This window comes from Clostridium sp. 1001275B_160808_H3, from assembly GCF_015550425.1.
Taxonomy (GTDB): Bacteria; Bacillota; Clostridia; order Clostridiales; family Clostridiaceae; genus Clostridium.
On the sequence record NZ_JADNAT010000002.1, the window covers coordinates 207,936 to 221,819 of the forward strand.

Sequence of the window (13,884 nt, forward strand, 5' to 3'; positions counted from 1 at the left end):
GTGATGAAAAAAGTAAATTTAGTTTTATCAAAGACGTTTATTCTTATTATGGCGTTGATTACACTATTTCCTTTTGTATATATGATTTTATCAAGTTTAATGACGTATCAAGAGGCAACTAGTATTCCACCAACGCTATTTCCAGAGAAGTTTCAATGGGGAAACTTTGTTTTAGCAATGGAGCAGGCTCCTTTTGTTAGATATTTCTTTAATACGATTTTAGTTGCTGGAGTATCAACAATTGGAACAATAATAACTTCAATATTAGCAAGCTTTGCTTTAGTAAAATTAGAGTTCAAATATAAGAATGCTTTAGTACTTGGTATGGCAGCTTTACTTATGGTACCATATGAAGTTACTGTTTTCACAAATTATCAAACAATTGCACAGCTAGGATTATTAGATACATATACAGCACTAATACTTCCATCTTTAGCAAGCGTGTTTTACATATTTTATTTAAAAGAATATTTAACAAGTATCCCAATTTCCTACTATAAAGCTGCAAAGGTTGATGGATGTAGTGATTTGGAATTTGTTAATAGAATTTTAATTCCTTTAGCAAAACCAGCATTATTTACAATGGGTATCTTAAGCTTTATTAATGGATGGAATTCATTCCTATGGCCAATACTAGTAACAAATAGTAAGGAAATGAGATTGTTAAGTAATGGATTAAGTTCCTTTGCTACTGAAAGCGGGTCAAATGTTCATTTACAAATGGCTGCATCAACAATTGCTATAGTTCCTATTTTAATTTTATATTTAATTTTTAGAAAACAAATCATTAGAGGAGTTGTTAAGAGTGGCGTTAAAGGATAAAAAAACAAAGATTACGTTTCACAATGGTATTTTAACTATTGGAGGAACAATAATAGAAATAACATATGAAGATAGTCATATATTCTTCGATTTTGGAAGTGAATATGATCCGAAATCACCAGTACAACCAACTAATTTACAAGAATTATTAGATGAAAATTTAGTTCCATATTTAAATAATATGTTTGATCCTAAAATTCCACTAAAAGGTTATGAGTCAAAAGAAGATAACTTTAAAAATACAGCAGTATTTTTATCACATGTGCATTTAGATCATTCAAAGATAGTAAATTATTTAAATCCAGAAGTACCTTTATATACATTAGAGGGTACTAAGTCTCTATTAAATACTTTGAATATAAATAATGATTTTCTTTTCCCTCTACATGAGAATAAAGGAAATAATACGAGAGATATAATTGGAGTTAAAGAAAATGAAGTGATAGAAATTGGCAAAATAAAAGTTAAAGTAATGCCAGTTGATCATGATGCATATGGAGCATGTGGATTGTTGATTGAAACTCCTGATCTAGTAATATCTTATACAGGAGATATAAGACTTCATGGATATAGAAAAGAAGCTACTTTAAACTTCTGTAAGGAAAGTGAAAATTGTGATGTTTTACTAATAGAAGGTGTAAGTGTCTCTTTCCAAGAGTTTGATGATGATGTTAGTGATAAGGAAATTTCAAATGAACCAGAACTAATAGAAAAGATAAATGAAATTGTTAATAATAATCCTAACAAACAAATAACATTTAATTATTATATTTCTAATATAGAAAGAATTTTAAATATAATAAAAACCAATTCGAGAAAAGTTGTTTTAGATGCATATTATTCTTATGTACTAAAGGAAGCAACTGGATATGAATCTTATTATTATCAATTAGATAATGGAGATTATGGATTGGATGAAAATCTTAAAGTTAGTTTTGAAGATTTATTAAATGATGAAGGAAGCTTTTTCTGGCAACTAGATAAACTTGCAATTAAATATATGGATAAATTAAAAGAAGGTGGAATATATATTCACTCAAATGCAGTTCCATTAGGTGAATTTGATCCTGCATATGCACCATTCGTAAACAAATTTGAAGAAAAGAATATTAAATTCGAAAGAGTTTCATGTAGTGGGCATGCTCATCCTTATGATTTAATTGAAATAATTAACTTAATTAAACCTAAGTTACTAGTTCCAATTCATTCATATCGTCCTGAAAAACTTTATAATGAATCTGGAGATAGGCTATTACCAGAGAAAAAGCAAACAATTTAACAACAACGGAGGGTGAAAAATGAAGTTCAAAAAATTATTAGCATTAGCCCTATCAGTAGGACTATTAACTGGATGTTCTACTAAAGGTGCTGAATCAAAAAATGAAGAAATAGTAACAGAAATAACAAATCCAGTAGAAATAACATTCTGGCATGCTATGAGTGGAGATTTAGAAAAATCTCTAATAAAATTAACAGATGAATTTACTGCACAAAATCCTAATATTAAGGTTACTTTACAAAACCAATCAAGTTATCCAGATTTACAACAAAAAATAACTGCAACAGTTGCAAGTCCTAAGGATTTACCAACAATAACTCAAGCATATCCTGATTGGATGTTTAACCCTATACAAGATGGATTAGTTACAGATTTAACTCCATACATAGAAAATGAAACTCTTAAGTTTGATAATTATGATGATATATTACCAAGCCTTAGAGAAGCAGCTAAGATAGATGGAAAGATATATGGAATGCCATTTAATAAATCAACAGAAGTTATTTGGTATAACAAAACATTATTTGATGAATTAAAATTAACACCTCCAACAAATTATGATGAACTTGTAAAAGTTGCAAAAGAAATTAAAGATAAAAAAGGTATTCCAGGTGCTGGATTTGATTCTTTAAATACTTACTATACTACATTCTTAAAATCAGAAGGTAAAACTTTTGATAATAACTTTGATGTTACAAGTGATGCGTCAGTTAAAGCTGTTAATTACTATTTAGATGGTGTCAAGGAAGGTTACTTCAGAATTGCTGGAACAGATAAATATTTATCAGGACCATTTGGAAATGAAACTATAGGTATGTATGTTGGTTCAAATGCAGGTGAAAATTTTGTTAAACAAGGTGTTGGTGACAAATTTGAAGTAGGTGCTGCTCCATATCCAACAAATGCTTCATTACAACAAGGTACTGATTTATATGTATTCTCAAGTGCTACACCAGAACAAAAGACTGCTGCATACGAATTTTTTAGATTCTTAACTAGCAAAGAAAAGCAAATTCAATGGGCTTCAGAAACTGGATATATGCCAGTAAGACAAAGTGCTATTGAATCAGAAGAATATAAAAATTCTGGAAGCTTAATAGCTCCAATATTAGCAGATGCAACTAAGAACTTATATACAAACCCTGTAATAGCTGGTGCTGATGCTGCATACCGTGAAGCAGGTACAGTTTTAGAAGCAATATTAGCTGATACTAAAACAGATGTGACTAAAAAATTAGAAGAATTTAAAACAACTTTAAATTCAATTTGGGAATAATATAACAGGAGCTGCTTTATGGCAGCTCCAAATTTTGAAAGCTCCGTAAGGAGTTTTTTCTTTAATTTTATATTATACATTATTCATTTTACATTGTGCAAAGCACATAAAGGAGGTACTATGAAATTAGTAATTTATCAAACAAGTGATTTACATGGATTTGTATATCCAACAAATTATGTAACTGAAAAATCTCTTGGAATATTAAAAATAGGAACCTATATTTTAAAGGATGAAAAGAACTATGATGCATCTTTAAAAATAGATTGTGGTGATTTAATTCAAGGGTCAGCCTTAACTCATTATTTATCTAAGCAAAATCTAGAGACTAATCCAATAACAGAACTTTTAGAAGATATAGGATACGATGCGTATACTTTAGGTAATCATGAATTTAATTATGGATTAGATTATTTAAATACTGCTTATAAGACGGTTTCAGATAAAATTATAAACTCCAATATTAAAGGTTTGTCATTTGATAGTAATCCTTATAAGATTTTTGATTTTAATGGTTTTAAGGTAGGATGTATAGGGTTTACAACATCATTTATACCTAATTGGGAACAAGAAAAGAATATTAAAAACTTAGAATTTTTAGATCCGGTAAAAGTTTATGGAGAATATGAAGAGGAATTAAAAGAAAAATCTGATATTATAATAGCTTGTTATCATGGAGGCTTCGAAAAAAGTCTAGATGGAAATAACACGCCTACAGAAAAGTTAACAAAGGAGAACCAAGCAAGTGAATTGTTAGAAAACTATGATTCTATAGATATTGTTTTAAGTGGTCATCAACATAGATCATTTATAACAAAAATAAATGGAGTTGTATGTACACAACCTATGCATAATGGTCAAAATTTTACTAAGATAGTTATAGATACTGAAACTAAAGAGATGAATTATGAATTAATAGATGTATCAAAATTAAATGATGAAATTGATTCTAAGCTAGAAAAACGATTTGCGAATATAAATAAGGAGTTACAAGATTATTTAGATAAGGAAATAGGCCATTTTAAAAATGACATAATCTTAGATGATATCTTTATAGCAAGACTTAAGGGGCATCCTTTCATAAATTTCTTACATGAAGTTCAATTAGATGTTTCTAATGCAGATTTTTCAGCTTTATCATTATTTGATACGGCTATTGGATTTAAGAAAAATGTTTCAATTAGAGACGTACTAATTAATTATCCATATCCAAATACATTAAAAGTTCTTAAAATTAAAGGTAGCAAAGTTAAAGAAGCTATTGAAAAAAGTGCTACATATTTTGTTTTAGAAAATAATGAAATTAAAATTAATAAAGAATTTTTAGTACCGAAGGTACAAAACTATAATTATGATACATTTGCAGGTTTAACTTATGAAATAGATTTAAATGAAGATTTCGGAAATCGTGTTGTTTCAATGAAAAAGGATGGAAAAGAAATAGATTTAAATAAAGATTACACAATAGTTTTAAATAATTATCGTGCAAGCAATACAGCTATTTATCCTGCTTATGAAAATGCTCAAGTTGTAAAAGAAATAAATATGGATATGAGTGAGCTTATAATAGATTATTTCCAAAGAAACCATGAAGTAGATATTCCAGGTGAAAGTAGTTATATAATTAAATATTAATTTATTATTTAGAGTTCAAGGATATTTTTAAAATTATAATATCTTTGAACTTTTTTATTTATAGGATTAATTTATATTATTAACATGAAATCACATTCAAATTTTATGATAATATAGTGAATTTAATTAATATAAATTATATTAAGATTGAAGGAATAATAGCCAAATGAATAAAGTTGTTATAATAAGTGATTAATAGGAATTATTTTTTCATAATATCAAATAATAAAGTTTATTAGTACTATTTGAAACAAGGAGAATATTGATGAGCGAACAAGTTAATACTGAAAAAAATCAAGATTATTATAAATTAATACGGCAAATATTTAAGTGGATTATATTAAGCATTGCTATGGCTATACCTATTGGTATTATAGTTGGTCTGTTTAATAGGATGTTATCTGCAGCTAATAATTACAGAAAGGATCATGAGTATTTAATATACTTTTTGCCTATAGCAGGGTTAATAATAACGTTTATGTATTTAAAAACAAAAAGAAATGCATATTCAGGAGAAAATTTGCTTAAATCTGAAGTTCAATCAGCGGCTAAGAATATTCCATTTTATATGACATTTGTAGTATTTATAGGATCTTTATTAACTACATTTTGCGGTGGCTCGGCAGGAAAAGAGGGGTCAGCAGTAGCAATGGGAGGGACTTTAGGAGATTTTATAGCAAGGAAGTTTAAATTATCTGATGATGAACAAAGAACATTAGTAATATGTGGGGTTGGGAGTGCATTTGGAGTAATATATGATGTGCCTTTTGCAGGAGCAATCTTAGGAATGGAGTTAATATTAAAAGGTAGGTTTCATTATCAAGCATTAATTCCAGCTTTTTTAACAGCTGTAATATCTAATGAAATAGCAATGAGAGTAGGAAGTAAGGTTGTAGAGTATCCTAATTTAGTTTTAGATGATTTAAGCTTTGTAGTTCTTATGAAATTAGTATTACTAGGTATAATATTTGGAATAGGCGGATTTATATTTAATTTAGTATTAGATAATAGTAGTAAGGTTTATAATATGTTTACTAGAAATCCATATATAAAAGCTATTTTAGGTGGAGTTATAACAATAATTCTATTTTTAATAGTTGGAGATAATTATAATGGATTAGGTCAGTCTTTTATAAATGAATCATTTAAAAGTCATGTAAGTATAATGGATTCTATATGGAAAATTATATTCACAGCTGTCGCATTAGGTTCAGTTTTCCAAGGTGGAAGAGGAAATCCAACATTTTTTGTAGGAGCAACTTTAGGAAGCTTTGTTTCTAAATTTATTAATTTACCACTTACATCTGTGACAGCATTAGGAATGATAGGGCTATTTTGTAGTGCAACCTCTCTTCCTATAACATCTATAGCTATGGCTTTGGAATACTTTGGTGGAGAGGAAATGGTAGCAATTATAACTGTTATGACAGTTAGTTATATAATTTCTGGATTTTATGATATATTAACAAAAAGAAAATTACCAAAAGAAAAAGAAAAAATATTTGAAGGAAATATAAGAAAACATGATTAAAGAGATTAATATGCATAATGGAGCGCTGAATTAATTTATAAAAATGAGGTATATACTTTTAAATTTAGGTTATAAGATAATTATGAAGGATATATATTTGATAATATATATTTAATATAAACTTATGACTAATATAGGGAAGGTGAACTAATGAAGAAAAAACATAATAAATCTTTTAAATCTCTATCTCTAATTATGTTAGCTATTTTAATATTAACATTTTATTCAATAAGTCTTTTTAGAGATAAAGAAGAAGTACAATCTGTATTTGTAGCAGAAACTAGTGATAATGATATTATTCCAAAGCCATTAAGATATGAAAAGGGAACTGGAAAGTTTTTGCTTACTAAGGATACTTCAATTTATGTAAAAGGAAATAATGAAGCAGAAACAGAGGAGCTTGGCAGAATTGCAGAATTATTAAAAGAAAAATTAAAACCTTCAACAGGATTTGAGTTGAATATAATAAGGGGTGAAAAGCCTGCTGTATCAAGCATTTATTTAACAACTATTGGAGGAGAAGAAGCTCAAGGAAATGAAGGATACAAAATGATAACTACTTCTGAAAATGTTAAGATAATAGCATATAAGCCAGAAGGTGTTTTTAGAGGTGTTCAAACATTAAAACAGTTATTACCTACAGATATTGTAAAAAGTACATTAGTTACTAATGTTGAGTGGAGTATTCCTGTTTCTACAATAAATGATAAGCCTGAATATCAATATAGAGGGTTAATGATAGATGTTGCTAGGCATTTTTTTACGGAGGATGAAATTAAACGTCAAATAGATTATGCGGCACAGTATAAAATAAATAGAGTACATTTACATCTTACTGATGATCAAGGATGGCGTATTGAAATAAAGAAATATCCAGATTTAACTCTTATAGGAGGAAGTACAGAAGTTGGTGGTGGACCAGGAGGATACTATACACAAGATCAGTTTAAAAGTATAGTTAAATATGCAGCTGATAGATATATAGAAATAATTCCGGAAGTTGATATGCCAGGTCATAGTAATGCGGCATTAGCTTCTTATGGATTCTTAAATCCAGATGGAAAAAGAAAACCATTATATACAGGAACAGATGTTGGTTTTAGCTCTTTCATGACACATAGTGAAAAAACATATGAATTTATTAGTGATGTTATCAAAGAAATCTCAGAAATATCACCTTCAAAATATTTTCATATAGGAGGAGATGAAGCTGAAAGTACTAAAAAAGCCGATTATGATTATTTTGTGGGAAGAGTAGCTAAGATAGTTGAAGGTTATGGGAAAACGCCAATAGGATGGGATCCAATAGATACTGCCCCAGAAATAAATTCAAGTGTAGTGTTACAAAATTGGAAGGATTCAAATGAAGCAGCTAGAGAAAAAAAGATGAAGATGATAATTTCGATAGCATCAAAAGCTTATTTGGATATGAAGTATAATGAAAGTACGCCATATGGATTAGATTGGGCAGGATACATTCCTATAGAAACTGCATATAAATGGGATCCTACAGAATATGCTCCTAGGGATTTGATTTTAGGGTTAGAAGCTCCATTATGGACAGAAACTATTTCAACTGTAGAGCAAATGGATTTTATGATATATCCAAGATTACTAGGTTACGCTGAAATTGGTTGGACTCCTAAAGAACTTAGAAATTGGGATGAATATAAAATTAGGTTGGAGAAACAAGGCGAAAGACTTAGTAATCAAGGCATTAATTATTATAGGGATAGTGGTATATGGAAATAAAATTCAAAGATATTAATTTAGATTTATGTTAAAATAGTATTATATTATTAAATAAGGGGAGAATTTTGATGTGTATTAGAGTAGAATTAGTTGTTAGATTAGGCTCTAAGCAAGGACTGTAAGCTATTATTACAATTTTGTTTAGAGCCGTATTAGGAATATAAATGCGGTTTGAATGTTTTGTGCAGTCTTTGCTTTTTATTTATGAATTAAGTAGTAGATAGGAGCAACTAATATGAAGTATAAAAAAGCACAAGATATATTGCCAGAGGAGATTATTAAAATAATTCAAGAATATGTAGATGGAGGATATCTATATATTCCTACAAAGTTTGAAAAAAGAAAATCCTGGGGCACTCAAAGTGGACTAAAGGATGAGTTAAAACAAAGAAATAGAGAAATTTACAGTAAGTATAGTGAAGGAATGACTATTAATGAGCTTACTAAATGTTACTATCTTACTGAAAGTAGTATTAGAAGAATAATTAGACAACAAAAAGATATAATATGAATTTTGGAAATAATACCTATATGATTTTTATATAGGTATTATTTTTTTATCAAAATTTGTTCAGAAGTGTTTTTAAACTTGTTACATAAATTTATTAAATGATATTATTCGTATAAGGTATTGGTATGAATAAAATATATTACTTTTTTAATAATATAATTAAAAGCATATTTTGATTATATTATATTTATCTATAAATAAAGTAAAGTTATAAAGGTATATTGAAAGGGGAATAAAGATGAATATAGTAACAGTATTGGATGTTAACTTTGAGTATGGAGGCACGGTTAATACAATTTTTCCTGTAATATTAAGTGATAATAACAATATGATATTAATTGATTGTGGATATCAAAACTTTTTACCGCTAATAGAAGAGTGTGCTAGAAAAAAAGAAATTGAATTAAATAAACTGACAAAAATAATTATAACTCATCACGATTATGATCATATGGGATCACTAGCAGATTTTAAGAGGAAATATCCTAATATAGAAGTATTATCATCATATATAGAATCAAGATATATAAGTGGAGAAGAAAAATCCTTAAGGTTAAAGCAAGCAGAATTTATATATGATACTATTCCAGAAGAGGATAAAGAGGAGGCAAGAAATTTTCAACATATGCTCGAATCCATAGAAAATGTTAAAGTTGATACAGTGTTAAAAGATAAAGAAAAGCTTGAATGGTGCGGAGGAGTGGAGATAATTGAAACTCCAGGACATATGCCAGGACATATATCTATATATCTAAAAGAAAGTAAAACGCTAATAGCAGGAGATGCTTTAGTTATAGAGGATAATAAATTAGTAATTGCAAACCCTCAGTATACATTAGATATGGAGAAAGCTAGAAATTCTATAATTAAGTTATTAAATTATGATATAGAAAAAATAATATGCTATCATGGTGGAATATACAGAAAAAATATAAGAGAATCACTTATGAAAATTTAGTTTAAAACATATACTATTGATGAAAAAGTTGATTTTAAGTTGGTATTTAACAAGGATTTAACAATTGTTAATTTAATCTTCTAAAACTGTTATTATTACATGCTTTGCTATTTAACAAGAATTTAACGGTATAAACTGTGTATTTTGCTTGTATTTTTAAGATTAAATATTATATAATCACATTGTAAAAATTTTGTGAACAATATTATCATGATAATGAAAATAATAATAGTAAATATATTTATTATGATACAAAAAGTAGGTTTTATGACATATATTAACTGAAAATTAACGTAAAAATGAAAGGGGATATTTCATGACTATTTCTTTCTTTGAATTTATAGGACAAATAGTAGATAATCCGGCATTATTAATAACAGTAATTTTAACCTTAGGTGTAATTTTAGTAAATGGATGGACAGATGCACCTAATGCTATTGCAACATGTGTATCTACGAGAGCAATAGGTCCTCGTGCCGCAATATTAATGGCAGCGGTTTTTAATTTTCTAGGAGTTTTTGTAATGACTATGGTAAATGCTAATGTAGCAATGACCATTTATAATATGGTGGACTTTGGAGGAGATTCTGGTGATGCTTTAGTTGCTTTATGTGCTTCATTATTTGCAATTGTTGTATGGGCAACTACAGCTTGGTATTTTGGAATTCCTACAAGTGAAAGCCATGCACTAATTGCTGGTATATCAGGAGCAGCAATTGCGCTTCAAGGTGGACTTGGTGGTATTAACGGTGGAGAGTGGATAAAGGTAATTTATGGACTAGTACTTTCTACAGGGTTAGGTTTTGTAATGGGATGGATAACTGTTAAGATTACAGAATTGATTTTTAAAGGCTTTGATCGTAGAAAGACAAGTGGTTTCTTTAAATATTCTCAAATTGGCGGAGGAGCAGCAATGGCATTTATGCATGGAGCTCAAGATGGTCAAAAGTTTATGGGAGTATTCATGCTTGGAATATTCTTAGCAAATGGACAAGGCGCTGTTGAAAACTTTGTAATTCCAGTATGGCTAATGGTAATTTGTTCTTTAGTTATGGCTTTAGGTACTTCTATAGGAGGATATAAAATTATAAAAGCGGTTGGTATGGACATGGTTAAGTTGGAGCAATACCAAGGATTTTCAGCAGATTTAGCTGCAGCTGGATGTCTTCTTATTTCTTCAGTAACAGGAATTCCTGTAAGTACAACTCATACTAAAACAACTTCTATAATGGGAGTTGGTGCAGCAAAAAGATTAAGTTCTGTAAACTGGGGAGTTGTTAAAGAAATGGTTTGGACATGGATTCTTACCTTCCCAGGCTGTGGTATTATCGGATTTTTAATGGCGAAGTTTTTCATTTGGATTTTTTAATAAAATATAAACTACAAAGGAGTAGGATTAAAAATGGGAAGTAAAAAAGGAAATGATTATTTTGAAATGTTATCTGAGTTAGTAGATTATTCATGCAGTGCAGCAAATTTACTTCATGATACTTTATTAAACTTTGATGTAAATGAAATAGAAAATAAAATAAGTGAAATGCATAAGATTGAACATGCAGCAGACTTAAAAAAACATGATATGATGAATAAATTACTTAAAGAATTTATTACACCTATCGAAAGAGGAGATATTGCAGAGTTAGCTCATGAAATTGATAATGTAACAGATGCTATAGAAGATATTTTAACAAGAATATATATGTTTAATATTACTTCTATGAGAAAAGAAGCCTTAGATTTTGCTAATGTAATAATAAAACATTGTAATGAGTTAAAAGGATTAATGAAAGAATTCCGTAACTATAAAAAGTCACAAGAAATACAAAAATTAATAGTAAATATAAATGGATTAGAAGAAGAAGGAGATAAGTTATATATTATGAGTATAAGAAATCTTTATACTACTTCAAAAGATTCTATAGAATTAATGACATGGACAGACACTTTTAAATATTTTGAAAGATGTTGTGATGCTTGTGAAACTGCAGCAAATGTAGTTGAAAGTGTAATAATGAAGAATTCATAATAAATTACATAAGAATAGAATAAGATAGGCTGTTGAAATCAAACAGCCTATCTTATTGCTATTTTAAAATCATCTATTTTTTTACCTTTAGATGTTATTGCACTTACCTTAATGTATTCTTTATCTATATCTATAAGTAAAAAATGATATACAGCAATTGGGGGAACAACAACACCGGATTTGCTTTTATACTTATCACGAAGCTTTTCACCGCCACCACCTGTAATTACTTGATAAATGTACTCTCTTTTTGAAGAAGAATTTATCATCCTTCTTGAATAGTTATGCTCATGGCCACAAAAAATTATATCAATATTACATTTCTCTACTATATTTAAAAAGTTATCTCTGTCAGTAGGATACAAATCAAGGCAATGACCTAGATGAGCACCAGTTGGAAATGCTGGAGAATGAACAAAAAGAAGTTTGTTTTTATAACAGTCATATGAAATTTTCTCTAACCAATCAAGCTGAGCTTGGCTAATTTTATGAATTTCTCCATAATGAAATGAATTAAGTACTATAAGCCTAGTATCCTCAAAGTCTACGTAATAAACTGTTTTATTGTAACCATCAAGAGTAGTATCAGTAGGAATTGAATTATCATAAAACTCACCAAAAACTATAAATCTCATTTTTTTCTCCTTAAAAAATAAATGATTTACTTACAATATTTTAACCATCTAGCATAAATTTCGGGTCTTTCAGTTTTAACAAAACTTAGAAATTCATCTTTATATCCAAGATCATATAACCCTTTAATGATTAAACTAGGATATAAACGTTTTTCCTTCATAGCCTTTGCAGTATCAATAAGTTTAATATCATTTAAAGGTGTTAAAAATATATGAAATAAAGCTGAATCTAATCGTGCATATCCTATAGAATACATGGCTTCATAAAGTTCGATAATTTTATTTGATATATCTAGAGTGAGACAATGTGATGACAAATATTTATCTAATTCAATCCCATCTATATATTCTCTTATAATATGTTTATCACCATATGAATAAATCTTAGGAAAATGTGAATTTGTTTGAGCCATAAGTAAAGTGTGGATTTCATCCTTACAAGATTGTTTCTTTTTAAATATTTTAATACATTTTTTTGAATCTATTTTATATACTTTTCCTTGAGTTCCACTACCAAGTAATTGTAATTCATCTATATTTATTCCATCGTACAATTTAATTTTAATCACCTAATTAAAAAAGTAATAACAATATTAATATATGAAAAATAATAAATTTGACTTACTTTATTTTAGTTTTCTATAATTCGATTTCCTCAGCATTTATTTTAAAATTTGCATCTTTATAGGACTTTTTAATATATGATGCAGATCCAATAAATGTTAAAAGATAACCAATGAGTAAATTTTTCATAAACTCACTTCTAATTGAAGGTTCTAATAAGAAATCTGGAACAGATCTTAATGCATCAAAGAATGTTATTTCATAATAGCTTTTAAATTCTGAGTAAATATCTATAGCTAATGAAATATGATTAGCTAAATAAACCATAATTATAGTGATTATAGAAGTAATAATAACTCCTGTTATATTAAGTTTTCCACCTAGCAATTGATATCCTTTAATACAACATATAGCAATAGCTAGTCCAGCAATTGCTGCTATATAATTCATTTGGTATATTAATATCCAAACTAAAGATCCAAGTAGGGCACCTATAAATCCACCTACTATTCCACCAACTATATTGTTTCTTACATTTTGAAGATTATTTTGATTTTCACTGATAGCATTTTTGATTTCTAATTGACAATTCTTACAGCAAGGAATAACAGTATTACCTAGTAAAAATGCTGATACTTCCGTATTTTCTCCACAAGAGCTACATCCAGTAATAAAGTTATTCATAATAGAAAAATCAATAAGTTTATTTAATATAGATAATATAATCTCTGGATCTCTATATTTTTTAGAACCTGGATTATATTGTAGCTGAATACTAGAAGGTTTATAAGAAGCATAATTAAGTTTTTTATATTCTTTTGTTAAATCATTAAGAAAAGAGTTAATTTTATCTCCCTCAAATTCATTATTAAGTACTCCTTTCATTTTATATTCT

Annotated in this window: 13 protein-coding genes; 10 read left to right on the plus strand and 3 right to left on the minus strand. The window is 28.1% G+C overall.

The window, feature by feature from the left end:
• The first annotated feature begins 3 nt into the window (after positions 1-3).
• The 10 genes from I2A75_RS02855 (at position 4) to I2A75_RS02900 (ending at position 11,790) form a co-directional block, all read left to right on the plus strand.
• On the plus strand, positions 4-822 hold the full coding sequence (locus I2A75_RS02855) for a carbohydrate ABC transporter permease (protein WP_195262957.1): 819 nt from the start codon (positions 4-6) through the stop codon (positions 820-822).
• Positions 806-2,101 (plus strand): MBL fold metallo-hydrolase, encoded by a 1,296-nt coding sequence (locus I2A75_RS02860; RefSeq protein WP_195262958.1) that lies wholly within the window; start codon positions 806-808, stop codon positions 2,099-2,101. The genes I2A75_RS02855 and I2A75_RS02860 overlap by 17 nt, the downstream gene beginning before the upstream one ends.
• 19 nt (positions 2,102-2,120) lie before the next feature.
• On the plus strand, positions 2,121-3,377 hold the full coding sequence (locus I2A75_RS02865) for an ABC transporter substrate-binding protein (RefSeq protein WP_195262959.1): 1,257 nt from the start codon (positions 2,121-2,123) through the stop codon (positions 3,375-3,377).
• A gap of 120 nt (positions 3,378-3,497) precedes the next feature.
• A complete protein-coding gene (locus I2A75_RS02870; protein ID WP_195262960.1) occupies positions 3,498-5,012 on the plus strand; it encodes a 5'-nucleotidase C-terminal domain-containing protein in 1,515 nt (504 codons plus the stop codon).
• A gap of 265 nt (positions 5,013-5,277) precedes the next feature.
• Positions 5,278-6,543 carry a chloride channel protein gene (locus I2A75_RS02875; protein WP_195262961.1) on the plus strand — a complete coding sequence of 422 codons (1,266 nt, stop codon included), beginning with the start codon at positions 5,278-5,280 and terminating at the stop codon, positions 6,541-6,543.
• A 150-nt stretch (positions 6,544-6,693) separates the two neighbouring features.
• Positions 6,694-8,295, plus strand: a complete 1,602-nt coding sequence (locus I2A75_RS02880; RefSeq protein WP_195262962.1) for a family 20 glycosylhydrolase — start codon at positions 6,694-6,696, stop codon at positions 8,293-8,295.
• 235 nt (positions 8,296-8,530) lie between these two features.
• A complete protein-coding gene (locus tag I2A75_RS02885) occupies positions 8,531-8,806 on the plus strand; it encodes a CD3324 family protein (protein WP_195262963.1) in 276 nt (91 codons plus the stop codon).
• Positions 8,807-9,044: 238 nt separating this feature from the next.
• Complete coding sequence (locus I2A75_RS02890) at positions 9,045-9,764, plus strand: MBL fold metallo-hydrolase (protein WP_195262964.1); 720 nt, start codon at positions 9,045-9,047, stop codon at positions 9,762-9,764.
• A gap of 316 nt (positions 9,765-10,080) precedes the next feature.
• On the plus strand, positions 10,081-11,133 hold the full coding sequence (locus I2A75_RS02895) for an inorganic phosphate transporter (protein WP_195262965.1): 1,053 nt from the start codon (positions 10,081-10,083) through the stop codon (positions 11,131-11,133).
• 33 nt (positions 11,134-11,166) lie between these two features.
• A complete protein-coding gene (locus tag I2A75_RS02900) occupies positions 11,167-11,790 on the plus strand; it encodes a DUF47 family protein (RefSeq protein ID WP_195262966.1) in 624 nt (207 codons plus the stop codon).
• Between the two features lie 47 nt (positions 11,791-11,837).
• Here I2A75_RS02900 and I2A75_RS02905 read toward each other — a convergent pair whose 3' ends face one another.
• The 3 genes from I2A75_RS02905 to I2A75_RS02915 form a co-directional block, all read right to left on the minus strand.
• Positions 11,838-12,425, minus strand: a complete 588-nt coding sequence (locus I2A75_RS02905) for a metallophosphoesterase (protein WP_195262967.1) — start codon at positions 12,423-12,425, stop codon at positions 11,838-11,840.
• Positions 12,426-12,451: 26 nt separating this feature from the next.
• Positions 12,452-12,979, minus strand: coding sequence for a hypothetical protein (locus tag I2A75_RS02910; protein WP_207733750.1), 528 nt, complete (start codon positions 12,977-12,979; stop codon positions 12,452-12,454).
• An 85-nt stretch (positions 12,980-13,064) separates the two neighbouring features.
• Complete coding sequence (locus tag I2A75_RS02915; RefSeq protein ID WP_195262969.1) at positions 13,065-13,874, minus strand: hypothetical protein; 810 nt, start codon at positions 13,872-13,874, stop codon at positions 13,065-13,067.
• Positions 13,875-13,884 lie beyond the last annotated feature (10 nt).

Bases quoted from the DNA above. Each gene is read 5' to 3' on its own strand.
- I2A75_RS02900 (WP_195262966.1), top strand. From the start codon at position 11,167: ATGGGAAGTAAAAAAGGAAATGATTATTTTGAAATGTTATCTGAGTTA.
- I2A75_RS02870 (WP_195262960.1), top strand. From the start codon at position 3,498: ATGAAATTAGTAATTTATCAAACAAGTGATTTACATGGATTTGTATAT.
- I2A75_RS02875 (WP_195262961.1), top strand. From the start codon at position 5,278: ATGAGCGAACAAGTTAATACTGAAAAAAATCAAGATTATTATAAATTA.
- I2A75_RS02855 (WP_195262957.1), top strand. From the start codon at position 4: ATGAAAAAAGTAAATTTAGTTTTATCAAAGACGTTTATTCTTATTATG.
- I2A75_RS02895 (WP_195262965.1), top strand. From the start codon at position 10,081: ATGACTATTTCTTTCTTTGAATTTATAGGACAAATAGTAGATAATCCG.
- I2A75_RS02905 (WP_195262967.1), bottom strand. From the start codon at position 12,425: ATGAGATTTATAGTTTTTGGTGAGTTTTATGATAATTCAATTCCTACT.
- I2A75_RS02915 (WP_195262969.1), bottom strand. From the start codon at position 13,874: ATGAAAGGAGTACTTAATAATGAATTTGAGGGAGATAAAATTAACTCT.
- I2A75_RS02890 (WP_195262964.1), top strand. From the start codon at position 9,045: ATGAATATAGTAACAGTATTGGATGTTAACTTTGAGTATGGAGGCACG.
- I2A75_RS02865 (WP_195262959.1), top strand. From the start codon at position 2,121: ATGAAGTTCAAAAAATTATTAGCATTAGCCCTATCAGTAGGACTATTA.
- I2A75_RS02880 (WP_195262962.1), top strand. From the start codon at position 6,694: ATGAAGAAAAAACATAATAAATCTTTTAAATCTCTATCTCTAATTATG.
- I2A75_RS02885 (WP_195262963.1), top strand. From the start codon at position 8,531: ATGAAGTATAAAAAAGCACAAGATATATTGCCAGAGGAGATTATTAAA.